Source organism: Advenella mimigardefordensis DPN7 (assembly GCF_000521505.1).
In the GTDB taxonomy this organism is placed as follows: domain Bacteria; phylum Pseudomonadota; class Gammaproteobacteria; order Burkholderiales; family Burkholderiaceae_B; genus Advenella; species Advenella mimigardefordensis.
Genome location: NZ_CP003915.1, coordinates 3916994 through 3940687, shown reverse-complemented (window position 1 = coordinate 3940687; position 23694 = coordinate 3916994). Strand labels below are relative to the sequence as shown.

Annotated in this window: 22 protein-coding genes; 14 read left to right on the top strand and 8 right to left on the bottom strand. The window is 53.4% G+C overall.

Features of this window, described 5'->3' with window-relative positions:
* The first annotated feature begins 42 nt into the window (after positions 1–42).
* Positions 43–864 carry a hypothetical protein gene (locus tag MIM_RS23020; protein ID WP_144084682.1) on the top strand — a complete coding sequence of 274 codons (822 nt, stop codon included), beginning with the start codon at positions 43–45 and terminating at the stop codon, positions 862–864.
* Between the two features lie 68 nt (positions 865–932).
* On the opposite strand, the gene MIM_RS18080 is transcribed toward MIM_RS23020, so the two are convergent.
* The 3 genes from MIM_RS18080 to MIM_RS18075 all read right to left on the bottom strand — a co-directional run bounded on the left by MIM_RS18080 (position 933) and on the right by MIM_RS18075 (position 4120).
* Positions 933–2468, bottom strand: a complete 1536-nt coding sequence (locus tag MIM_RS18080; RefSeq protein ID WP_245592768.1) for a DNA/RNA helicase domain-containing protein — start codon at positions 2466–2468, stop codon at positions 933–935.
* A 10-nt stretch (positions 2469–2478) separates the two neighbouring features.
* Complete coding sequence (locus MIM_RS23545) at positions 2479–2808, bottom strand: hypothetical protein (RefSeq protein ID WP_245592767.1); 330 nt, start codon at positions 2806–2808, stop codon at positions 2479–2481.
* 133 nt (positions 2809–2941) lie between these two features.
* Positions 2942–4120 carry an epoxide hydrolase family protein gene (locus tag MIM_RS18075; protein ID WP_025374170.1) on the bottom strand — a complete coding sequence of 393 codons (1179 nt, stop codon included), beginning with the start codon at positions 4118–4120 and terminating at the stop codon, positions 2942–2944.
* A gap of 103 nt (positions 4121–4223) precedes the next feature.
* On the opposite strand from MIM_RS18075, the gene MIM_RS18070 reads away from it, so the two are divergent.
* Positions 4224–4799, top strand: coding sequence for a CGNR zinc finger domain-containing protein (locus MIM_RS18070; RefSeq protein WP_025374169.1), 576 nt, complete (start codon positions 4224–4226; stop codon positions 4797–4799).
* Positions 4800–5050: 251 nt separating this feature from the next.
* Positions 5051–5284 carry a hypothetical protein gene (locus MIM_RS23540; RefSeq protein ID WP_025374168.1) on the top strand — a complete coding sequence of 78 codons (234 nt, stop codon included), beginning with the start codon at positions 5051–5053 and terminating at the stop codon, positions 5282–5284.
* 605 nt (positions 5285–5889) lie between these two features.
* Here the strand turns inward: MIM_RS23540 and MIM_RS18055 are convergent.
* Complete coding sequence (locus MIM_RS18055; protein ID WP_025374166.1) at positions 5890–7113, bottom strand: MFS transporter; 1224 nt, start codon at positions 7111–7113, stop codon at positions 5890–5892.
* Between the two features lie 261 nt (positions 7114–7374).
* On the opposite strand from MIM_RS18055, the gene MIM_RS18050 reads away from it, so the two are divergent.
* Positions 7375–8016: a TetR/AcrR family transcriptional regulator gene (locus MIM_RS18050; protein WP_025374165.1), complete on the top strand. Its 642-nt coding sequence runs from the start codon at positions 7375–7377 to the stop codon at positions 8014–8016.
* Between the two features lie 74 nt (positions 8017–8090).
* On the opposite strand, the gene MIM_RS18045 is transcribed toward MIM_RS18050, so the two are convergent.
* Positions 8091–9575: an amidase gene (locus MIM_RS18045; protein ID WP_025374164.1), complete on the bottom strand. Its 1485-nt coding sequence runs from the start codon at positions 9573–9575 to the stop codon at positions 8091–8093.
* A gap of 127 nt (positions 9576–9702) precedes the next feature.
* Complete coding sequence (locus tag MIM_RS18040) at positions 9703–10365, bottom strand: cysteine hydrolase family protein (RefSeq protein ID WP_025374163.1); 663 nt, start codon at positions 10363–10365, stop codon at positions 9703–9705.
* Between the two features lie 320 nt (positions 10366–10685).
* On the opposite strand from MIM_RS18040, the gene MIM_RS18035 reads away from it, so the two are divergent.
* A complete protein-coding gene (locus MIM_RS18035) occupies positions 10686–11648 on the top strand; it encodes a helix-turn-helix domain-containing protein (protein WP_025374162.1) in 963 nt (320 codons plus the stop codon).
* 56 nt (positions 11649–11704) lie between these two features.
* On the opposite strand, the gene MIM_RS18030 is transcribed toward MIM_RS18035, so the two are convergent.
* Positions 11705–13375, bottom strand: coding sequence for a sulfatase-like hydrolase/transferase (locus MIM_RS18030; protein WP_025374161.1), 1671 nt, complete (start codon positions 13373–13375; stop codon positions 11705–11707).
* A 1098-nt stretch (positions 13376–14473) separates the two neighbouring features.
* The gene (locus MIM_RS18025) at positions 14474–15127 is read right to left on the bottom strand and encodes a hydrolase (protein ID WP_025374160.1); all 654 of its coding nucleotides are present in this window, start codon (positions 15125–15127) and stop codon (positions 14474–14476) included.
* A 143-nt stretch (positions 15128–15270) separates the two neighbouring features.
* Here MIM_RS18025 and MIM_RS18020 point away from each other — a divergent pair, with 143 nt between their 5' ends.
* The 9 genes from MIM_RS18020 (at position 15271) to cynS (ending at position 23663) form a co-directional block, all read left to right on the top strand.
* Positions 15271–16179: a LysR family transcriptional regulator gene (locus MIM_RS18020; RefSeq protein WP_025374159.1), complete on the top strand. Its 909-nt coding sequence runs from the start codon at positions 15271–15273 to the stop codon at positions 16177–16179.
* Between the two features lie 9 nt (positions 16180–16188).
* Positions 16189–16656 carry a hypothetical protein gene (locus MIM_RS18015; RefSeq protein ID WP_042070530.1) on the top strand — a complete coding sequence of 156 codons (468 nt, stop codon included), beginning with the start codon at positions 16189–16191 and terminating at the stop codon, positions 16654–16656.
* 227 nt (positions 16657–16883) lie between these two features.
* Entirely contained in the window at positions 16884–17438 is a 555-nt protein-coding gene (locus MIM_RS18010) for an OsmC family protein (RefSeq protein WP_025374157.1), read from the top strand.
* A gap of 21 nt (positions 17439–17459) precedes the next feature.
* On the top strand, positions 17460–18599 hold the full coding sequence (locus MIM_RS18005; protein WP_025374156.1) for an acyl-CoA dehydrogenase family protein: 1140 nt from the start codon (positions 17460–17462) through the stop codon (positions 18597–18599).
* Positions 18596–19954, top strand: coding sequence for an FAD-dependent oxidoreductase (locus tag MIM_RS18000; protein ID WP_025374155.1), 1359 nt, complete (start codon positions 18596–18598; stop codon positions 19952–19954). The genes MIM_RS18005 and MIM_RS18000 overlap by 4 nt, the downstream gene beginning before the upstream one ends.
* Before the next feature lies 1 nt (position 19955).
* On the top strand, positions 19956–21344 hold the full coding sequence (locus MIM_RS17995; RefSeq protein ID WP_025374154.1) for an ABC transporter substrate-binding protein: 1389 nt from the start codon (positions 19956–19958) through the stop codon (positions 21342–21344).
* 5 nt (positions 21345–21349) lie between these two features.
* The gene (gene ntrB / locus MIM_RS17990) at positions 21350–22231 is read left to right on the top strand and encodes a nitrate ABC transporter permease (protein ID WP_025374153.1); all 882 of its coding nucleotides are present in this window, start codon (positions 21350–21352) and stop codon (positions 22229–22231) included.
* A gap of 52 nt (positions 22232–22283) precedes the next feature.
* Entirely contained in the window at positions 22284–23162 is an 879-nt protein-coding gene (locus MIM_RS17985; protein ID WP_245592766.1) for an ABC transporter ATP-binding protein, read from the top strand.
* A gap of 51 nt (positions 23163–23213) precedes the next feature.
* Positions 23214–23663, top strand: a complete 450-nt coding sequence (gene cynS, locus MIM_RS17980; protein WP_025374151.1) for a cyanase — start codon at positions 23214–23216, stop codon at positions 23661–23663.
* The last annotated feature ends 31 nt before the right edge of the window (positions 23664–23694 follow it).

Genomic DNA, 23694 nt, shown 5'->3' with positions numbered 1-23694 from the left:
TTGTTATATATAAAATTTTATATTGATATAAAGGGAGCAAGTATGGATTCTGCCTTTTGCACAATTAACCACCGCCTCTATGATGCAGCGGAGTTTGCTAGGCTCCCGTCAGCGTCACTTGACGAGTATCGACGAGCTTTAATTTGTAATACTTGTGGCAAGGAAGCCTTCTTTAGAAAAGCCTCCTCTTCTGGTAGAGGACCATGCTTCGGTGCACGACCTCATGGTGAAGATTGCGCTCAAGCAACTATTGACGCTGGATCTTGGGGTTCTGGTGGAAACCAGGACGATGAACCCATAATTAACGCTGCCAGTCGTATTGTCATTGACTTACCACGATTGGAAGAAGGACATGAAGTTGTAGAACCGTCGGGAGCTGAGGAACGAAGAAAAGGGGCAGGTCGGGTTTTTAGTGCTGAAGGGAGCGTTGCCGCTAACGCCACACATCGTAGTTTAAGATCCTTATTGAGGAGACTAAATCAGGATCCGGACTTTCAGTATAGTAACGCAATCATTACTCCTCCCGGTGCTCAAGAAAATACTTCTGTAGAAGAGTTTTTCGTTCGATTTGACTTAGTTCGCAATCGAGCACTTCACGAATTCAAGGGGTTATGGGGGCTGATTACAGACGCCTCTTATGGAGCATCTGGCTCGTTGTGGCTAAACACTGGTTCAAAAAGCACTGTTAGTTTCGTGGTTGGTTCTGACCTGGTGCCGCATTTTTTAAAATTCTGGCGCATCGAAGATGTTAACGATTTTGCCGACGCACAGGCGCTAATACTAGCAACGACATCAATGTCTAGTGGAGGTAAGGTGTATGGAACCATAACAGATCTCCGGTATGTTGCTTTGGATCTAGCGTAATGGCGAAACTCTAGACTTGACTGGTTTAGAGTTAAGCTGACAAACACCGTGCTATAAACGGGTGACGGTCAGCTCATGTTTGTGCTAGTACGAATCATCGCCCGAAAATACTCCGCTGTTTCCTCATCCGTGCAATATACATAACAGCCTTTCATGCCACGTGTCATCAACGTTCTGTACGTATTCTTGATGATAAGATCGACCTCTGCTGTTACCTGCTCTGGGTCAATTTTTAACCTTTTTTTGTATCCGCGAATCGATTTATCGTGGCGGTCTCTTTCGTCTGCGCGGGTAATTATTTTGCTATTGCGCACGATGAAGTCCGGCCCGATAATGACGCCGATGTAATCCACTTCAAGGCCCTGGCAGGTATGGATACATCCAACCTGTTCAATGGATTCCGGTGCGATGATCCACAGGCTGCCATCTTTATCGAGATTCCACTGGCGACGATATTCATCGCCTATAACGATGTCGTCTGCATGCGGATTCTTCTTGCTTAACCAGGGCCAGCAATACCCGGCAACGACCCGGGCTTTGTTCTGATCGTTTTTATCCTCAATTGCATTATGAAGCGCCTGGGGAGATTCAAATACACGAAAATCGTATTCTGACGTATCCAGAATCTGGTTTGCTGTTGGAAGGATGTCAAGTGTGTTATCCAGCCACGCCAGGTATCCGTCAGATCCACTGCATCGAAATTGTGAGGCAAGCGTGTATTCCTCAACCGTCGCTCCCTTTGCCGCAGCAAACTCACGAACGGCCTGCTTTGAACCGATATCGCTTAATGTGACTCGTTGGTCTTCATCTATGAAAAAGACGGTACACGTTGAGGCATTGATGAGTTCCTGAACCTGATTCTCTCCCAGGTTGCCATACAGGCCGCTTTTTTCATTCAGGCGATGGGCTTCGTCAACGATCAGAAAATCATAGGTGTTGGGTTCGATATCAAAAAAACGACCAGATCCCGAAAAAAGATTCGAGAATCTGTTCCGGGTGATTGTTTCTGCCAGTTTTGATTGATAAACATTCCGAGGCGCGGCGTTTTTTGACACGTATTGGCCTAGTAGACCTGCACTGGTCAAACGTACGAGCAGGTTAATCGCAACTACGGTCTTGCCCGTTCCTGGCCCGCCTTCGATAATAATGACCTTAGGTGCGGTGGAGGAGGCCACACGCGCAGAAGCTAGCGTTGCTTCGAATACTTCCTTTTGATCGTCGATCAGGACAAACTCTGGTTTGGACGTCAGAAGCCCTTTAAGCGCGTCGGCCAGTGCTTTGGAGGGTCGGATGCGGCCGTTAGCAAGTTCATAAAGTACTTCTTTCGAGTCGCCGTACTTCACGTGCTGTTTGATGAAGTTGCGAAGTTGTTCTTGTTCTTTGGCGCCCTTCAGAAATAGCGGGGCTTTCTCGGTATAACCAGAATAATACGGATCATCGATTACGCCGTCTCGTGCATAGTTATGCAAGAAAGCGCAGGGTTTGATCGCGATTCCGCCTTTATATACCGCTTCGTTAAAGCCTTCCAGCAATGTGGCATAGGACCATGCCTGGTATGAGGGATGGACAACCTCCCTGAGCCCTTTGCCTAAATACGTCACCACGATCCCATCTTTATCGGTAGATACTGCTTTTTCCCCACTGCTTGATTTCGATAACGATGGCGTTTTTGCTGCCTGTTGAATCTCGTCCAGTCAGGGTGACGTCAATTCTTTTTGAAGATTGGGGAATGTGCAGTTCGACAGCAACGCCGATTTGATCAGGAATGTCATCATCGCGTAATACACGGGCAACGTAACCAAGAGACTCTCGCCACGAACGAATCTCTGAATTGTTGACTCGCCGGCCAGTAGCTGCCATAAAGCGCGACAGAATAACGTCTTCGATGTCATCGAAGTCGATATGATTCAGAAACTGCCTCTTGTCGGCTTCGTAAACGATCATCGCGGCTCTGCCTTGTCATACGTATTTCTACTAATACGCTATTCTAAGCGGTTGGTTACGATATGTAAAAGGGAGGGGGACTTATACGGTTGCACTGAGCTCCGGTTTGAATAAATAGAACGTGGCCGCCAATCTATGCGGGCCGCCCGTGCGGCACCACCACCCCCAACCCTTCCCGCAAATCCCTCACAAACGCCTTCGTCACCTCCAGCGCTGGAAAATGCCCCCCAGCTTCAGGCTCATTCCACCTCACAATCCTCCGATACCGCTCCTGCGCCCAGGGCCGCGGACATTTCTCAATATCCCTGGGATAGATGCTGATCGCCGCAGGCACGTCCACACGCAGCTCCGGATCCAGTGAGTCATGGCTTTCATAATAAATGCGGGCAGCCGATGCACCGCTGCGCGTTAGCCAATACAGTGTGACGTTATCAAGAATGCGGTCCAGGGAAATTCGCTCAAACGGGCTGTCTTCGCTATCTGTCCATTCATAGAATTTGTCCAGAATCCACGCAAGTAGTGCGACCGGGGAGTCGACGAGTGCGTAGCCTATGGTTTGCGGGCGAGTGGCCTGTTGCTTGGCGTATGCGGCGCGGTAGCGCCAGAAGTCGCGGGTGTCTTCGGTCCATTTACGCTCGGTCGGCGTCAGTCCGTCTGCTGTCAATCCTGGAGGTGCTTGCGCGAGCGTTGAGTGGATGCCAAGAACGTGGTCCGAAAACCGCCCGGCCATGATGGTGGTGATGACGCCGCCCCAGTCGCTGCCGTGGGCTGCGAACTTGTTGTAGCCCAGTCTTCCCATGAGTTCTACCCAGGTGGCAGCGATTTTCTCGGTTCCCCAGCCGGTGGAGGTCGGCTTGTCGCTATAGCCAAAGCCGGGCAGGGAGGGGGCCACAACGTGGAATGCGGGTGTGTCTGCGTCTTTTGGGTCGGCCAGTTCTTCGATGATGTCGACAAACTCGGCGACGCTGCCGGGCCAGCCGTGCGTGAGGATCAGGGGCGTGGCATCAGGTCGTTGGGACCTGCGGTGCAGGAAGTGAATTCCCAGGCCATCGATAGTGGTGCGGAACTGGCCGATTTGGTTAAGGCGTGCTTCGAAAGGGCGCCAGTCATACTCGGTGCGCCAGTAGTTCACGACATCGATCAGGTCTGCCAGTGGAACGCCCTGGTCCCAGCGGCGCGGGTCGGGGGCGGGACGATAGACTGTTTCGCGCTCTGGCAGTCGTGCTGCGGCTAATCGGGCACGCAGTTCGTTCAGGTCTGCATCGCTTGCGTGGGCTTCAAAGGCTTGTACTTCGCTGGTCAGACTAGGCATAAAGTCTCCTCGCGTAGGTGGCGCCGGGCAGGCACTATTGCGAACCGGCTAAGATGGTTGTAATATGTGATCAATCATAACGTCAACCAGCTAAGGTGGTTCTATGCGTACTGAATATCCTGATTTTCGCCTCGGTAGTGTGTTGGCAACCAGCTTTACCGGGACGTTGTCCGAGCGTTGTGGTGATCCTATCGAGCGTATTCCTACACCGCAGCGGTTTATCGATTGGCTCGCGGAATATGGTCTGAATGTGGAGACGTGTACGACTGATCAGTACAATCGCGCGCGGGAACTACGAGAGGCTATTCATGCCGCTGCAACGGCTGCGGCGAACGGCGAGCCGCTGCCTGCACATGCTGTTCTGAGCATCAATAAATTTAGCGCTGCGGGTAAGGCTGCAGCGTTTCTTACACGCGAAGGTAGACGTCAGTGGAAGCTGGGATCGGCATCCCGTGTGGACGATGCTCTGGGTGTGATCGCCGCCGATGCAATCAGCATTCTGGCAGGCGAACGAGATGGCAAATTAGCCTTGTGTGCCTCACCAAGCTGCCAGGCGGCATTCTTCGATACCAGCCAAAGTCGTAGCCGCAGATGGTGCGATATGGGTACCTGTGGAAATAAGGAGAAGAAAGCGCGGTTTATTGCAAATCGGCGGAAAAAAACAAGGGCGGGGGAGTAACTGTTATGGTGGCTATGTCCTGGTGGAGAAAAATCTTCGGCATATTTGTTGCATTGAGTATACGAAGGCTTCGCTCGGGTCATGGCATATGGCTTGAACTGTTTAACAGTAAACAGTAGGATTCATATATGCCTGAAGGTGAATATTTTTCCTAAAGCCGAAACACGCGTGCTTACGCGCACGTCCCCATACGACTTACACAAAAAGTGGATCAATTGGCAGTTCGGCTTAGGCGTTCTCGCGGCTGGATTATGAATCAAGTACTGTCAGCCTGGACCGCCCAGGAGGAACAGTGCGACCGCCGGACACAGGCGGCGCTGGCTGAAGTGAATGATGGCCATTTTGTCTTATCATCAAGCTGTGCAAACCTGGGCCGATGGTCTGAGCGACCAGAAATCCGTGTTGGTACCTCGCTCATGATGGTTCCGGCAACGGCAAAAGAGCCAGAAAGGATAAAAGGACTGGTGGCTGAATATGAACTATAAGACTTTTTACAGACTCTCCTTAAGTGTTCCTGTTCTGGTGCCATTGCTTTTTTACTTATTATCTTTATTGAGTGGTTCCAGTAAATTTTCAAATCTGCTTATGGCGTCATTGGCAATTGGCGGAGTTCAATACTTGTTTTTCACGGCTGTCATGTTTTATTTGATTGGTCGTCTCGGATCTCTCAGGGAAATAAAAATATTATTCTGGTGCTCGCCACTTATTTACATCCTCTTCGCAACTATTGGTTGGCATCTGTTTGATGCATGGATGTACTTCAAGTCACGGAAACCCTTGTCTGCTGATGATGTATTCGGGCCACTGATTTTCTTTTCGATATTCGGATCGTTGTTTGGTTATATCTATTGTTTGATAATCGAAATTATTTTTCAAATTCTCAAAACGACTGGATGGACTACCAAGGATGATTAGCAGGCGTCGTTAAAGTCTTGCCTGGCTATGGGATCACGCAATAGCCCAAAATTGCTACCCCTAATCCAGTACTAGTTATGGATTAATTTCTCTACAATATTTTTCAATGGGCGTGCCTGGCCCATTGAAAAAAATAGCGCATTAAAATGGCCGTACCCTAAAAGCCCATACCAATCTAAGAGCCAATAGGAACCTGCCCGGCATGCGCTCTCGGGCCCGGACGAAAGCCGTTCTCTTTAGCCGACCACACAATGAGCAGGCCAAGCGCCAGCAACACAGTAAGCGCCAGCGGAAAGGTCTGGGCGCCCCAGCGGTCCAGCAGGATGCCGCCCAGCACGCCGCCGCCGGCGATCACGCTATTCCAGGCAACCACGTTCATTGACAATGCCACATCGGCGCCATCGCCAGCGGCATCGGCCAGCGCCGTTTGCAGCAATGTCGCTGCGCCGCCAAAAGACAGCCCCCACACCGCCACGCCAATATAGATGACCGCAGGCAGGGTTGCCAGCCAGACGAACGACAGGGAAGCGGCAAAAAAAGCAAGAAGGCTGACCAGGACCGTGCTGCGCAGGTGACGCTCTACGAACCGGCTGGTGATGGCAATGCCGGCCAATGCAGCGAAACCGAAGATCAGCAGAACAAGGTCAATCCGGTCAAGCAGGTTGGCCTGCGCCACGAAAGGCGCGATATAGGTATAGAGAATATTATGGGCCAGCATCCAGGCCATGACGGTGGCCAGAACCGGGCGCACGCCCGGCGTTGCAAGCACTTTACGCAAGGCCAGGCGCTCCCGTCCCTGTTGACCGGGGTAATCTGGCACTTTGGCCAAGACCCAGAAGATAAGCAATACGGTTAGCGCAGACATGATGCCAAACGCACTGCGCCAGCCCACGGCGCCGCCAAGCCAGGTGCCAAGGGGCACGCCCAGCGACAGCGCTATCGGTGTACCTACCATTGCGATTGCCATGGCACGGCCTTGCTGATGCGGCAGTACCATGCGCCGTGCATAACCGGCGATCAGGCTCCACGCCAGGCCGGCAGCAACGCCGGCAAAGAATCGCGCCGCTAATGTGAGCCAGTAGTTTGAAGAGAGTGCGGTAATTGAGTTGAACACCAGGAATCCGGCAATGGTCAGCAGCAGCACGTTTCGCCGGCGCCACCCTCTGGTGGCAATGGTCAGTGGAATGGCTGCCAGCAATGAGCCGAGTGCGTATGCCGTTACTGTCTGCCCGGTCATGGAGGCGGACACGCCCAGACCTTGGGATATTTGGGGCAGCAGGCCAGCGGGCAGGGTTTCGGTGACGATGCAGATAAAGCCGGTCATCGCCAATGCCAGCAGCGCCGCAATGGGCAGTTGCTCCTTATCTGAGTCTTCGGAAGGAGGATTGGCAGGCGTCATGTTTTTCCTTAGCGTGTTGTAAATATGTACCAATCGGTACATATTTGTGTTTAAAAATATCCCTCTGTAGATAAAGAGGGATAAACGGTGGTGAACAACTTTCAACGTTGGTCGACTAATTCGGTAGAGGGAACGACAGCTGAAATATCAGATCGCTGTCGCCAATATATGTACCGATCGATATAAATGTACGACATGGTCGTAAGCTTGTCAATGATTTATGTATCGGTTAGTATATATATTCTGAACAGGAGCATATACATGGCACGAACTGGCAGGCCCCGTACTTTCGATCGAGACGCCGCGATTGAACAGGCGCTGCACCTATTCTGGGAGCGAGGCTATGAATCCACGTCGTTGAGCGAACTGAAGGCTGCGATAGGTGGCGGTATCTCTGCGCCCAGTTTTTATGCGGCCTTCGGATCCAAAGAGGCGCTTTTTCAGGAGTGCGCGGAACGCTATCTGGCCACATACGCCCAGGTTACCGAGTGCTTGTGGGATACAGCCCAAGCGCCCAGAGACGCGCTCGAACTGGCTTTGCGCCGCTCCGCTCGAATGCAGTGTGAGCAAGGACACCCCAAAGGCTGCATGGTCAGCCTGGGGGTGATGAGTGCTACGTCGCCCGAGTTTTGCGAGGTCACCGCGCCTTTGACTCGCTCGCGCGCGCGAACCCGCGCGGGCATCCACGCTTGTATTGAAAGAGCCATCGCCAGCGGTGAACTTCGCAAGGAAGTTGATCCGCAAGCTCTGGGCACGGTCTTTGATAGCTTCCTGACCGGCCTTTCCGCGCTGGCCAGGGACGGTGTTAATTATAAAACCATGGACAACGCCATCAGCCAGATCATGAAGATCTGGGATATGTCGGCAAGCCGGTCAAACCAAGAGCGGAAATTGACCTCATAGTGCCGGCGCCGTTCGTTCAAGTTCTGGCCGGCACGGTATTGCAATTGATGTAGCGCGTGCTATTTCAGTTGGTATCAAGCGCCAGGGCGCGTCTTCAGCGATTCGTATATGGAGACCCAGGGACGTTCTCGTTCAAAGCAAGCGCAAGCCTGCATCACGTCGGTGTCCGCATATCGCCTGCCAATAATCTGCAGGCCTACGGGCAAACCGTCAGCTAACCCAGCAGGCACCGATGCAGCTGGATGGCCGATCAGGTTTGTCAGGTAGGTCATGCACCAGCCAATCTGGGGGTTAATGGCAACGCCGTTAATGGACGAGGGGCCGGTGGTCAGGCCATTGTTCAGATTTTTCACTGGCAGTGCGGCGGTTGTGGGAGACACAATCAGGTCGACGCCAGAGAATGCGGCAGCGAAAGCGTCAAACACTTTAGTTCTCATGACTTGGTCGGCCTGCATGTCTGCAAATGATTGACGGCTGACGATACCGATCCAGTACACCAGCCAGTCGGGCAATTGACTGCGGTAGTCATTCAAAAGATCAATCCCACGTTGTTGCAGGCCTGTCACCATGGCGCAGGAGCCTGCCGAAATCAGGCGACACCATAAATCACTTAATTCCTGCTGGGAAAAGGGAATGTCCAGATTGATTTCGTCAACCTGTGCTCCGGCGGCAGTAAAGGCTGATACCGCTTTGTCAGTGCAAGCCAGAACCGCTGCCTCTACCGGAAAGATACCAAAATCACGGGTGTAGCCGATCCGTTTGCCTTTTAGCGAAGGCGCGTTGATGCAAGAAAGAAAGTCTACCTGTTCGGGATTGCTGAACGGGTCGTCGGCGTCATAGCCCGCCAGCGCGTTCATTACCAGCGCCAGATCGTCTACACATCGGGCAACCGGCCCTTCGTACACAAATGGCGATAGGGCGCCAAATGCATTGGGTCGCAGCACCATGGGCACACGGCCGTATGACGGCTGAAAACCCGCGACGCCGCACCAGGAGGCAGGTATCCGGATGGAGCCACCGCCGTCAGAGGCCCCGGCAACTGGTACAAGGCCGCTGGCAACCGCAGCAGCACTGCCGCCGGAGGAGCCGCCGCTGTTACGGTCCAGATCAAAAGGGTTGCACGTCGCGCCAAATAGCGGGTTGTCTGTGGCTCCGTTGAATCCCATCACGGGGGTATTGGTCTTGCCTATAAGGATCGCATCCTCACGTTCCATATGTTTTGGAAACGTGCTCCAGAAGTCCGGCACGAAGTCCTTCAAGGCCGGGATGCCGCCCAGGGTCGAGGGCCATCCGGGCCGAAAATCGAACAAATCCTTCATCAGGGTTGGTACGCCGGCCATACCTCCGATATTGTCACCGCGCATGATCCGCTGTTCCAGGTCGTGAGCTTTCCGTTTTGCACCGTCGAGATCAGTGTAGATAACCGCGTTCAACGCAGGGTTAAGCTTTTCTATCCGGTCGATTGCAGCCTGTGTTGTTTCAACGGGGGACACTTGTTTCGATCTGACAAGCTGGACAGTCTCAGAGGCCGATAAGCTGGCAAGTTCTTCTTGGTTCATGCAATATTCCCATATTCAGGTCAAACTTGGACTCGGAAAACGAGCGACAGCAACGCGCAGTACAACACGCTGCTAAAACGGATATTAAATATAGCTGATAGTAGCTACAAAAGGAGATAAACAGGGGCTATTTAACGACGGTGTGATCGGCTGCGCTCAGAGCCGTTTTGTTGATCAGTTCGTCCGTTGTCATCACATGTGCCGTGGATACGCCCAGAACACTGAGTGTTACCCGATGCACCTCCTGCGCGGCAATGGCACCGAAGCCGACATCAGGGTAGTCGTAGGTTCCAGTAGCATCTGAAATGAATGCGACGCGATAGCCATTGAACATGGCGTCACGGGCAGTGGCGTGGCAGCAATTCTCGGTGGTCACGCCGGTAACAATGACGGTCTCAATCTTTCCCGTGCGCAGAATGATATCCAGATCGGTGCCAAAGAAGGCACTATAGCGATGCTTCTTTATCACGACTTCGTCGCCCTGCGGTGCGACGTCTGGGTAGATGTCAATGCCTGGGCTATCGTCCACCAAGCCGATACGATCCTGGATCGGTGGGTGGATCTCGCCGAACAGGCCCATGTCGCAGCCGTTGCGGCGGTGTGCATGCGTGGTGAAGATCACGCTCATGCCGCTATTACGGGCGTGATCAATCAGTTTCTTCAGCCTGGGCACTAACTCAGTCCCCATGCGCGTTTCCAGCGGCGCTCCCGGTGCGATGAAATCGTTCTGCATGTCAACCACAATCAACGCCGTCGTTTCCGGATTCATCTGATCAATCACAATTGGCATGGTATTCTCCTCGGGTTTGTGTCATCACTGATTGCGCTGCCTCTCGCGTAGCCGTGATTCGTATCGTAGATATCTACAGATTAGAAGGTATAGGATTCAGTTGCTTTGCCTGGCGTGCCAGTTTCACTATATTTTTGGCTTGGGCGTGCCACGCACGGCGGCAAGGACAGCATGGTAGGCCAGTTTATGGGCAGTTCTATGGACAGCTCTATGGGCAGTTGTATGGATCATTGTGCACCATAAAGCGCTTGACGGGTTTCAGTAACCGGACTTAAGCTTTGCGCAGAAAACAATTTTCCGGTGATGCACTGACTGGAGACATGGGCGGGAACATGAAGGCGATCACAGCAGTTAAACCGGGAGACAGTTTTGATCACTGGCACTACGTTACGTGCCGGCAGTTCTCGCTTACAGAGTGCAGCAAGGCCGCAGACCGTCATTTTCGGGCGCGCGTCACGATCAGACAGTTAGGGGCATTGGCATTATGCAGCATATGGTCTGCGACACGAAACAACGAGGTTATTCGCGTAGTAAGGCGTCCCACCGAGATTCGTAAAGATCAGCGCGACTACTTCATGTTTTGGTTAATGCTTGAAGGAACGGCCGGACTGCAGCAGGAGGGCAGATATGCCGGTCTGAAGGGCGGAGACATGGTATTGCAAGATCAGTCGCGCCCGTTCGAACTTGAACTGGGACAGGTATCCCAAGCGGCGATGGTGATGATTCCCCGTCCTTTGCTGACTTGCCGTTTGCCGGCTGCCCAAAGCATGGCGGCCCGAAGGATTGCTGCCAGCTCGCGAATGGGGCCGATTACAGGAACATTCTTGCGGCAGTTATTTGCTATCGATGAATCGATAGAGGATACGGCAGGGGATGCGACCGATAGACGACTGAGTGCTTCCACCCTGGACATCATATCGACTATGCTGGAGGCCGAGGCTGGCCTGGAATCTGTCGCGCTCCTGGAAAACAGGCTGTACCAAGTTAAGGAATATATGCTCGCTCGCATACATGACTGCGAGATCGACATAGACACGATCGCAAGGGGGACATCCATGGCACCCCGCACGCTGCACCGTCTATTTGCCCGCGAAGGGGCAACGCCAATCCAATGGCTGTGGGAACAGCGACTGACGGCAAGCTACCGGATGCTTAGCGAGGCAACGGTTGTGCGCATCACTGACGTGGCGATGAGCTGCGGCTTCAAGGACGTTTCCCATTTCAGCAGGGCGTTTCGAGGGCGGTTCGGCGTAGCGCCTTCCTCGTTAGGGCGCCGTAAGTAAAACCACTCAGCACGCAACCGACTATAAAAAACCTCTCACTGGTTATTGAAGATATATTAATCCACCACCTGCCCCGTTGGCCGCAACCGTTTTTTGCGTCGCTGCTGCATCATCAGCGCCTGTAATGTCTTCATCACACTGTCGGTTGCTGAGTTTTGCCCACAGCCGGCGGCCAGGTTCGTCTTTTCCAGCGGATCCTCGCTCAGGTTATACAGTTCGAATTCGGCGGGGCCACCTTCTGGCTGCAGGGTGATGCTTTGATCCGGATTGCTCGCGCCCCCCCAGAATTTCGGGTTGCTGTAGTAGCGCGAATATTTCCATATCTGTTGCTCACCATTTTCATCGGGCAGGCGGGTGATAATAGTTTCAATGTGGCTGGGCTCGGCGATGGGCGAATATGGGTGGTCGCGCGGGTTGACGTCGGTCAGGCCTTCGCTTACTTCGTCATCGGTCATGAAATACAAGGCGCTATCACTATAGCCGCCGGTGCCGCTGTTGCGAACCAGCTCGGACAGATCTGCGCCCACCAGCGGATGCACTTCGGAATGACTCGGTTTGAGTTCGTTGGCGGCGTCTTCCTGGCTGATGCCGGCCAGACCCATGAGGGTGGGAAGGATGTCGACATGGCTGCTGAGCGCATGGCTGTGTTGCTTGCCGTTGAACAGGGTCGGGTTGGATATGATGAATGGAATATGCAGGGATTCTTCGTAGGCGTTGTACCATTTCTGGTGCATGCCGCCGTGCGCGCCCAGCATGTCGCCGTGATCGGACGTGTAAATGACAATTGTGTTCTGGAAGAATCGGCTGTTGCGCAGTCTTTGGTATACCTTGAGAATTTCCTGGTCGACGACGTATTGCAGGTAGTAATACATCTGGTAGTACTGCGGAATGGTCGGATTACGGAAGAACATTTCGCCGTATTTTTCTGCATAATCTTTCTGCGCGCGAGGTTTGGTGGACAGGTCTTCGCAGCGGGTCGGCGGCAGTGGCAGGTTCAGGTTTTTGATGAAGTCCGGGAAATCATATTTGTAGCCGAAGGACAGCCATGGCGTGCCAAAGAAGACGATGTCATGTGGGTTGGTGAATGAGGCTACGGTAAGCCAGGGCTGGTTGTTGCTGTCATTTTCCAGTGCGTCCAGCAGGCTGATAACCTGATTGGCGAAACCGGGGTCGCGGTTGATGCCTGCGTTAGCGGGGTCAGCGCCATGCGGGTCGGGGCCTATCCAGCCGTCGAAGCCGTATTCGTTCAGTTTATTGGCAGCGGTATATAACTGTTCTGCACGCGGTATGGGTGTGCCGTCTTTATTGGTGCTCATCATCGTATTCACACTGCCGGGCAGAATGATGTCCGGGTGTGATAAATGCCATTTGCCGCGGTAGAAGGTACGATAACCCCCGGCGCGAAAATAGTCGCCCATGGTGGGGACAGTGTTGGGATCCAGGTAGAACATGCTGGGGTCATACCACTCTTTGGCCATGCCCGAGGTTTGGGTAACTCCGTGCAGGGAAGGGTATTGGCCGGTGTAGATACTGGTCCGGCTGGGGCTACAGGCGGTGCTGGCGGTGTAATGCCGGTGCAGCTCCAGGCTGTTTTCACGCAGGGCGGTCATGCCGTGCAGGTAGTCCCGGCGAAACTGCGCGATGCTTTCGTCTTCATATACTGGCGGATAGCGTTCTTCGTCTGTGGTAATAATCAAGAAATTAAACTGCCCATTGTTCGCTGCCATGACCAGTGTCTCCTCAGTGTGCTGGCGGATGTTAGGGGGTGTAGGTAGAACCTTGATGATTGTGTAGCGTTGTATTGGATAGAGCGGGGTGTTCAGCGTATGGAACGGTCTCGATTTTCAGCGTATTGGCCGGGGCTTCGCGGCTGGCGCATATCTGGATGCAGTTACCGCGGAGGCTGAGTATGCGAGAGAAAGGTGCGTGCCTGCTATTGCAGTCGCGCCGCCTGGTATTGGACATAATGGCATCGGTCAACATGGTTTCTGTTCGTCCCCACTTCGAGTACCATGCTCATCAGACCTGCGGATATTGAAGATATCAATCGGCTGCTTTTTCAATGGCCATATGATATGAAGGCTCTGGCATGGAAAGAGCCGATGAGGATAATTATGCCATATGTAATTATAGTTTGCGACGGGAAATAAATTGCAACTGTGGCTATGTATGGCTTGCGTAGGGTTTGTGTTTTTTAGCCTCTCAGGGAACGGTCCTCATTAATGCAACGTCATAAAGTCGTCATTAACAAAATATTAAAAAATAGTGTAACGAATTGAACAATATGAAAAACTGAACAGGTAATCTGTGGGCTTCTATGCTGTAGGCCACGTCAAATCGATCTTCCTGGTTTTTCTTATGAAGGCTGTTATCAACCAATCAAACCCTACTATTATTTCAAATGAAATAAAAAATACAATTGCTTACGTGGTTTCAGTGTACAAAGGGGCGACGAGTAACATACAGTTAACCCGGGTGTATTTAAGAAACACCTTTTTACCAATTAATACCTACTAACCGATTGGAGAAAATAATGGATTTGATTTCCGGCCTTCTTGATTCGATTTTTAGCATTTTAGACGGGCTCCCTATTATTGGGGATCTCATAGGCAGTGGCGATATTTTTGGGTAAGCTTTAACAGATAGATTTTGGTCGACCATAATCGATTTATGATCGACCAAAAGAAGTATTTATACTCCTCAGGATACGGTGCAACGCCCGCTTGACCTGGGCATACAATAATAAGCATGCTGATGCCAGCCTGGCATTAAGCGAGCCAGTACATGAATAAGCATCCAGGCGTTGCGAAGCCGGCCGACTACAATTAATCTGCGTTTTTCGGCGACGGCGTGTTAAGCAGCTGCTGCTCCCATAGATACGCAATGCCGCTACCACTGAAGTGGTCGATAAGAATTTCAGTGAGTGCTTCAACATGCTCGGTACGAGCCCAGTCGCGTTGCCATTCGCCAGCGATGGCCATAACCGTCATCACGTTCGCGCCGGCGGCAATCATGCGCTGCACAGCCACTTCGTGAGATTCTTTGGAAATCCCACCCGATGCGTCGGTGATCACGGTCACGTCCCAGCCTTCACCTGCCGCCTGAATGACAGGCATGGCGACGCAGACTTCTGTCCACAGGCCGGCGATGATCAGTTGCTTGCGGCCGGTGGCCTTGACGGCATCTACCACCTTTTCGTCCTGCCAGGTGTTAACCCAGGTGCGATCAATCACTTCCTGATCCGGAAATACATCTGTGATTTGCTTAAAGAGCAGTCCACCACGTGCAGCGATCACACTTGTAAGTATGGTGGGAACGTTGAAAGCTTTTGCCAGTTTGGCCAGTGCGGTGGTGTTGTTCACCACCATTTGCGGGTCGTGGCTGTTCAGGTTGGCGAGTTGATAAGCCTGGTGGTCAATCAGAACCAGCACCGAGTCTTCGGGACGAAGTAGCGAGTCCAGGCCGTTGCGGAATGTCATAAGTCTGTCCTTTATGTGTGAGAAGTTCGAATCAAAAGGCGTGTGCCGCGAGTGACACTGCCTGCAGGCATTCTGGCATTGCTGCCCGCGCTACGGTAGCCATGCCTCGTGCTACACTGTGTCGCGAAAAGAGGAACGCTGACATGGACATCAAAGAACTGCAGACGTTTGTGGACGTGGCCGATGCCGGGGGCGTGTCGCCTGCCGCGCGCCGCCTGGGGATTTCAAAATCGATCGTGAGCCGGCGGCTGTTGCGACTGGAGGCCGAGCTGGGTGTGCAGTTGCTGGCTCGCACCACACGAGGTGCAGCGCTCACCGAAGCTGGTGCGATCTTTCGTGACTATGCGGCCAGAGCCTGCGCCGAGATTGATACAGCCAGGGAAACCATCCTGCCTTCGGGCGAACTTTGCGGGCGTCTGCGTATTGCGGTGCCGATTTCTTTTGGGACCACGCATCTGGCTCCTGTGCTCGCGCAAATGGCGCGATTACATCCGCAATTGCATGTGCATGCGTCCTATAGCGATCGCTTTGTCGATATGGTCGCAGAGGGGTTTGATTGCGCGATCCGTATCCGCTACCTGCAGGATTCGGACCTGATAGCCAGGCGTGTCGGGCCCATTTACGGCAAGCTGGTGGCCAGTCCCGATTACATTAGAGCGCATGGCGCACCGGAGGCGCCGGATGCGCTGATCGAACATCAGGCGCTGATGCAGGGCGGTGAAGCGTGGCAGTTTCTGGATGGGGAGAAGATCATTACGGTGCACCCTCAGGGGCGGTTTAAGGCCGACAACGCTACCGCGCTGGTTGCCGCGGCATTAGAGGGCGTAGGCGTTGCCTGGCTGCCCGATGCCGTGACCAATCCATATGTAGCCTCGGGCGCACTGGTTCCCATCATGACGCGATTTCCACCACCACCGGCCGGGGCGTATGTTATTCGCCCGCCAGGTCGGCATCCGTCCAGGAAGGTGCGCGTGCTGACCGAATTGTTGATCGCGTGTTGTGAAAACATAGAGGCGTCTTCTGTTGGACAAGCAGTAAAAATAAATACGTAGATGAAATCAATGAAAAAGAGCTACATCATTCCCCTTATTGCGTTGTTATTACTCGTGATATCGGCATTTTTTTACAAATCTCGTATGCTGCAACGTGATGCTGACAATGCTTTGGTATCAGAAAACAAGCAGTTGACATGCTCTGGCGCTCAATTCAACGAGTATATGAAGATTATGCTGGAGGCCGGAAAGATGACCCTTTCACAGCCACCGTTATCCGGCACGCGCGCGCAGCAGCAGAAAATGATCGATGCATTGGCAGCGCTTGATCTTCCCAGGAATCAGACGGTCATTGCAGTCGGGCACTTCAGGAGCGGAAAGGTATATACCCAAATTTGTAAGGATGAGAAGTGCAGCATGCAGGAGATGGCGCAGCCAGAGCATGTCTGTTTAACGGAAAATTGGGATGAGTGCGTGTATCTGGCGATGCAGTTCAGAGAAAAACAGTATTGCTTCCTGACTCCCGCGAAGGAATAACAGGGGAGGATCTACCTCATAACCCTCACAAAACCGCACACCCCGCACATTGTCGACATTGTTAACAATGTCGACATCGCCCACCGTCCTATACCCCCTCCCGAACGCGGCACACCTGTCGTAAAAATCCCAAGTATTTGATAATGAATAATATTAATTAATTGGCATGCATTTTGCTTTGGCATAAGTACCACCATGTTCAGGTGGATTGCCAAGTGGAGAATGTAATGTCTGAAAATACTGTTGCTGAAAAAACCGTGACCGCCTATTTAAAGCCCATCGACCGTGAGGGGCTGATGGGTTTCGCTGAAAAAGGTCGCAATAACCCTGGTTCTCGCGGTACCAATAAGGTGCATACCGTTATGCAGGGTATGTATCGGTCCCTCAGTTATGTGGGTGATCATACACCTGTCGTTGTAGATGAACCGCTGCATTTGTTCGGTGAAGATACGGCACCGGCGCCCGGTGAAATTGTGCTCTCTGGCCTTGGTGGCTGCCTTGCTGTAGGTATCACAGCCGTGGCAACGTGGAAGCAAATCAAATTATCACGTCTGGAAATTTTCCTTGAAGCCGATATCGGCAATCCAGCAGCCTGGGGGGCGGGTGGTGCACCTATGCAGCCCGCACAAATGGGCTTTCAGGAGATTCGTGTGAAGGTCCTGGTTGAAGGCGATGCGTCGCGCGAAGAGCTGGATGAGATCGTGCAAAAGGCGAATTTTTACTCGCCCGTCGCCAACACCTTGCGTAACCCCATTCCGTTCAGCATCGGCCTGGCAAACTAAATTCATTAACCGGAGCTGCTCATGAGTCTCGCACTGGAAACCTATTCTACCGATAGCGCAAGCTGCAGTATTGGCAATGCCATGCTGAATCAGGTGCAAGCGATTGCCCACCAGGAACTCCTGCCTATCGCGAACAACATTGACGAGGGGCATTATCCGCGGGAGATCATGGCGGCCCTGGGTAAAGCGGGTGCGCTTGGCGTCCATCTGGGCGCGCAGGACACCCGTTACGATCTGGCGCTGGCCGCCATGCAGGAAGTGGGGGCGGTGTGTGGTTCTACCGCGTTTCTGATGTGGTGCCATGGTGTTTGCGGCCTGTATATGGATCAGTCCGAAAACACGGCATTACGGGATCGTCTGGCCGGCCATGCCGCTGGCCTCACGCTGGGCGGGACTGCGTTATCGAATCCGATGAAGTATCTGAGCGGTATCGAGCCCATGCTGTTGCGCGCCCAAAAGGTGGCAAATGGTTATGTGGTTAACGGAACGCTGCCGTGGGTGAGTCATATCGGAAAAGGGCAGTACTGTGGTGCGATTGCAGCTGTCGAAGATGCGACCGGAAAAATCACACATGAAGTATTGTTTATTCTGGATATGGACGAGCGCGTACAGCTGGATGCGTGTCCGGCTTTTTCCGGGATGGAAGGCACCAGTACGTGGCGGGTGCGTCTGAAGGATTATTTTGTTGGTCAGGATGACATTGTCGCCGATCCGGCCAAACCCTTTGTGGCGCGTATCCGCGGGGCCTTTATTCTGCTGCAGATCGGCATGGCAACGGGTTTGATTCAGGCCAGTATTGATGCCATGCGCGAGGTGACGCCCACCCTGGGACATGTGAATGCATTTTTGCGGGATGGGCCGGACAGAATGCAGGCAGAGTTTGATGAACTGCAATCGCGCGTTGCCGGGCTTGTCGCAACCCCCTTTGCCACAGACAAAGAATATTTGCTGGATGTGCTGGATGCACGCACTCATGGTGCGGAACTGGCGCTGAAAGCGACGCAGTCAGCGTTGTTACATCATGGCGCGCGCGGCTATCTGCGTGCAGCGGCGCCACAACGGCGTGTGCGCGAAGCCCATTTTGTGGCCATTGTTACGCCGGCGATCAAGCATCTGCGCTGGGAAATGGCACGTCTGATGAAAGAAGAGGTGCCGGTATGAGCGAGCTTGCACGTGACTGGCAACAGTTTATCTGCCGCGCCTGCGGTCTGATCTATGACGAGGAGTTCGGGGACCCGGATAGTGGTCTCGCGCCCGGTACCCGTTTCGAAGACATTCCCGATGATTGGGCCTGCCCGCTCTGTGGCGTGACCAAAACCGATTTTGAACCGTATCACAAACCTGAACCCGTCACCGCCACCGGCAACGTAGCGCCGGTCTTTCGGGAGGACGGCGTGGTGGTGGTTGGCGCCGGTACTGCTGGCTGGGCTGCCGCTTCGGCGATTCGCGCAGCGGACCCGACTGTACCGCTAACCGTAATGAGTGCGAGTGATGCGCATCGTTATCACAAACCGGAGCTGTCGGTTGCGGTGAGCCGTGGCATGACTGCGGACAGCCTGGTAAAAGAGCAGGCCGCTGATGCAGCGCAACGTCTTGGCGTAGAAGTGGTCAGCGATTGTTTCGTGACCGGCGTCAGTCCTGTGCTTAAGCAACTGCGCACCACCCGCGGCACATTCGGCTATAAAAAACTGGTGCTTGCTGTCGGTGCCCGGCCCAGTCTGCCTGCTGTGCTGCCGAGTTCATTATGCTGGCGGATCAATGATCTTGCCGGATGGGCCGGCATGCGCAAGGCGCTGGGCCAGTCTCCCAAACAGATTGCAATTATTGGCGCCGGCATGATCGGCTGCGAACTGGCCGAGGATTTGCGACGTGCAGGGCATGGTGTGATGCTGATCGATTGCCTGCCACTGCCGCTTGCAGCATTATTGCCTGAGGCGGCATCTCGCATGCTGCTTGAATGTCAGCGCAATATGGGGATTGATTATTTCGGTCATGAAAGCGTGCAGAGCATCATTCAGAATACTGATGAGCGCAAGTTGATTACGACCGCGTCCGGTCGAGCGCTGATTGCAGATGTGGTTATCGCAGCAACCGGGCTTGCTACCGATAAACGCCTGGCCAGGCTTGCCGGCCTGGATTTTGATAACGGCATTGTAGTGGATCCTTGCACCCTACAGACCAGTGACCCGGATATTTATGCACTGGGTGACTGTATCAGCATTCATGGCGCGGCCTGCCGCTTTATCGAACCTATCGCCAAGCAGGCCACTGCGATTGCCAATCACATTGCCGGTCGTGCCGATACCGGTTACCAGCACGCGCCGCCGGTTATCAAGCTGAAAACCCGTCTGCTTTCGATTGATATTCAGGGCACGCCAGACCGACAGGGCGCATGGCGAACCATGACGGCACAACCCGATTTTCTGCATATGGAGCAATGGACCGACAGCCGGCATGTTGCGACCATCTATTTGAGAAAACAGCAGCAACTTAACCGTAACAAAGGGATTGCGTAACATGAATGATGACAACCACTATCGGCCCTATACCCATCTGAGTACGTTGGGCGGTTGCTGTTGCGGCAACCATAGTAGTCAGGCGGCCCATGATTCACAGGCGGCGCGTGTTGCCGGTGCAGACGACCAGGACAAGCGTTCCCGCGACTTTATTGAAGCGGCTGCCGTCAAAGCGCTGTTTCCGCATGAGCCAACCCGCCGGACGTTTCTCAAGGCAGTAGGCGTCACCACTGCGATGTCTGCTATTGCAGCTGTGTTACCGATTCCAGCCATGCAGGCGATGGCGGCAGAGGCCGGGCAGCTGGAGAAGAAAGATCTTAAGATTGGTTTTATCCCTATCAATTGCGCTACGCCGCTGATCATGGCCGACCCCATGGGCTTTTACAAGGAGCAGGGACTGAACGTGAGCCTGCAGAAAACCGCAGGCTGGGCGCTGGTTCGCGACAATATGCTGAACTCGGCGCTGGATGCTGCCCATATGCTTGCACCCATGCCGCTGGCCATCACCATGGGGCTGGGCTCGCAGGCCACGCCCATGCGCGTGGCAGAGATACAGAACACCAATGGGCAGGCGCTGACCCTGGCGATGAAGCATAAAGACAATCGTGATCCGAAAAACTGGAAGGGGATGAAGTTTGCGATTCCTTTTGAGTTTTCTATGCACAATTTCCTGCTGCGCTATTATCTGGCCGAACATGGCATTGATCCGGATCAGGATGTGCAATTGCGCGTGACGCCGCCTGCCGAGATGATTGCCAATCTGCGCGCCGGCAATATCGATGGCTTTCTCGGCCCGGACCCGTTTAACCAGCGAGCCGTGTACGATAGTGTCGGCTTCATTCATCTGCTGTCCAAAGAAATCTGGAACGGGCATCCCTGCTGCTCTTTCGGCGTGAGCGATGGATTTGTCAAGCAGAACCCGAATACGTTTGCGGCCTTGTACCGCGCCATCCTGAATGCCTCGGCGGCCGCCGGTAAGCCGGAAAATTTGCCGGAGATCGCCAAGGTGATCAGCACCCGCAATTATCTGAATCAGCCTGAAATCGTGATCCGGCAAGCGCTGGACGGACGTTACGCCGACGGGTTGGGGCAGGTGCATCGCGACCCCGATCGCGCGCGGTTCGATCCCATGCCCTGGTATTCCATGGCCACCTGGATGCTTGGTCAAATGAAGCGTTGGGGGTATATCAAGCAGGACGTCGATTACAAGGCGCTGGCCGAGCAGGTTTTCCTGATGACCGATGCGCGCCGGCATATGGCTGAATTGAGCCTGGCGGGTGCGGATGCAGAACCTGTTTCCGGTTATCGGACGTTTGATGTGATGGGCAAAACCTATGATGCCTCGCAAACAGCGGCTTATGTGGATAGTTTTGCTATCAAGAGAGGGTAAGCATGATGAAACGTTCACTTATTTTCCGCTCCGCTGCGCTGTCTGTGGTGATGCTGTTGGTTTTTCTATTGCTGTGGCAAGTGAGCACACGCAGCGCCGATCAAGACGCCAGCGCATCTGCTGAAAGCGCTGAGTATGCCATGCTGATGGGGCAGGCCCCGGATGCGGCGTCCGGCGCGACTGGTGCCAATAGCGCGCAGGATGTCAATGGTATGCCGACCCCGCTGCAGTTCGGGAAAATCGCACTTCATCAATTATCGAATCCCTTTTATGACAATGGTCCGAACGATAAGGGTATCGGTATTCAATTGCTGCATTCCCTGGGGCGTGTCGCATTGGGTTATCTGGCGGCCTGTCTGATTGCCATTCCCATCGGCTTTGCGATTGGCATGTCACCGGTACTGTATCGCGCGCTAGACCCGTTTATCCAGATCCTCAAGCCGATTTCGCCGCTGGCCTGGATGCCGATTGCCCTGTACACCATCAAAGATGCCAATGCCTCTGCCATATTTGTGATTTTCATTTGCTCGGTGTGGCCGATGCTGATCAATACGGCTTTTGGTGTCGCTGGCGTGCGCAGGGATTGGCTGAATGTGGCGCGCACCCTTGAAGTATCGCCATTGCGCAAGGCGTTCCTGGTTATCCTGCCCGCCGCGGCGCCGACAATTATCACGGGCATGCGCATTTCCATGGGTATTGCATGGCTGGTGATTGTGGCCGCAGAAATGCTGATTGGTGGAACCGGCATTGGCTATTTCGTCTGGAATGAATGGAACAACCTGTCGCTCGGCAATGTGATGTTCGCCGTGCTGATGATTGGTGTGATTGGCATGTTGCTTGACCTGGCATTTGCTGTGATTCAAAGGAAACTGACCTATGTTGAATAAGACTGCATCTCAAGCTGTGACGCACGCGCTGCCTTTTATCAAGGTTGAAAATATGTCAAAAAGGTACCAGGCAAATGCGGTGCCGGTGTTTGACAATATCAGTTTTGATATCCATAAAGGCGAGTTTATCTGCGTGATTGGTCATTCCGGTTGCGGCAAAAGCACGATTCTGAATGTACTGGCCGGGCTCGAAGAACCCTCCGACGGGGTGGTGATCATGGATGGCCGGGAAATTTCCGGGCCGAGTCTGGAGCGGGGCGTGGTATTTCAAAGCCATGCCTTGCTGCCCTGGTTCAGCGTAGAGAAAAATATTGCATTTGCGGTTCGGTCGAAATATCCCGACTGGAGCAAAGAGAAAGTAAAAGAGCATAGTCAAACCTATCTTGATATGGTGGGGCTTAGCCATGCGGCGCACAAGAAGCCAAGTGAGTTGTCGGGCGGCATGAAACAGCGCGTGGGGATTGCGCGGGCCTTCGCGGTAGAGCCGAAAATGCTGTTGATGGATGAACCTTTCGGTGCGCTGGATGCCCTTACACGGGGCAATATCCAGAATGAGTTGCTCAAGATCTGCAAAGCGACGAATCAGACGGTTTTCATGATTACGCACGATGTAGATGAAGCCATTCTGCTGGCGGACCGGATTATGCTCATGAGCAATGGCCCGCAGGCGCGCATCGCCGAGATTGTAGAGAACACGCTATCGGCCGATCGCAGTCGCGAATCGTTGCACCAGGACCCGCAATATTACCGGCTCCGAAATCACCTGATCGATTTTCTGGTGAGTAAATCGATGTCGGGACAGCAGGCGCGGCCAGAAGGGCTACGCGAAGTGGGAGCGGGGCAGGGGCTTGCTGCAGCAGATCCCCCCGCGAATGCGCAGCCTGGTGTGCCTGCATCAACAGAAAGAAAGATGTTTGCAGTTAAAAAATAGTTTTTTTATGAGCCGCCGGGCGGTGAATGTTAACTTACAGAGGAAATAAAGATGATCTCCAGTCGCGATGAAGTAACCAAAATGATTCTGTCGGCCAAAGTGCTCAAGGGCATTAAATGGGCCGATGTAGCCAGGGAAATCGGTCTGTCCAAGGAATGGACCACTGCCGGTTGTCTTGGGCAAATGACGTTTGACAAAAAGCAGGCTGAACAATTGGGCAAACTGTTCGGTCTGAGCGATGAGGCGGTGGCATGGTTGCAAGTGGTGCCGCAAAAAGGGTCACTCGACACCGCCGTGCCCACCGATCCGCTGATATATCGCTGGTATGAACTCGTCAATGTGTATGGCACGACGATCAAGGAATTGATTCATGAAGAGTTTGGCGATGGCATTATGAGTGCAATCGATTTTTCAATGGACATTCAGCGTGAGAACGATCCCAAGGGTGATCGCGTGAATGTTGTGCTGTCTGGCAAATTCCTGCCCTATAAGCAGTACTGATCGGCAAGACACACCGTTATACGTGTTGAGA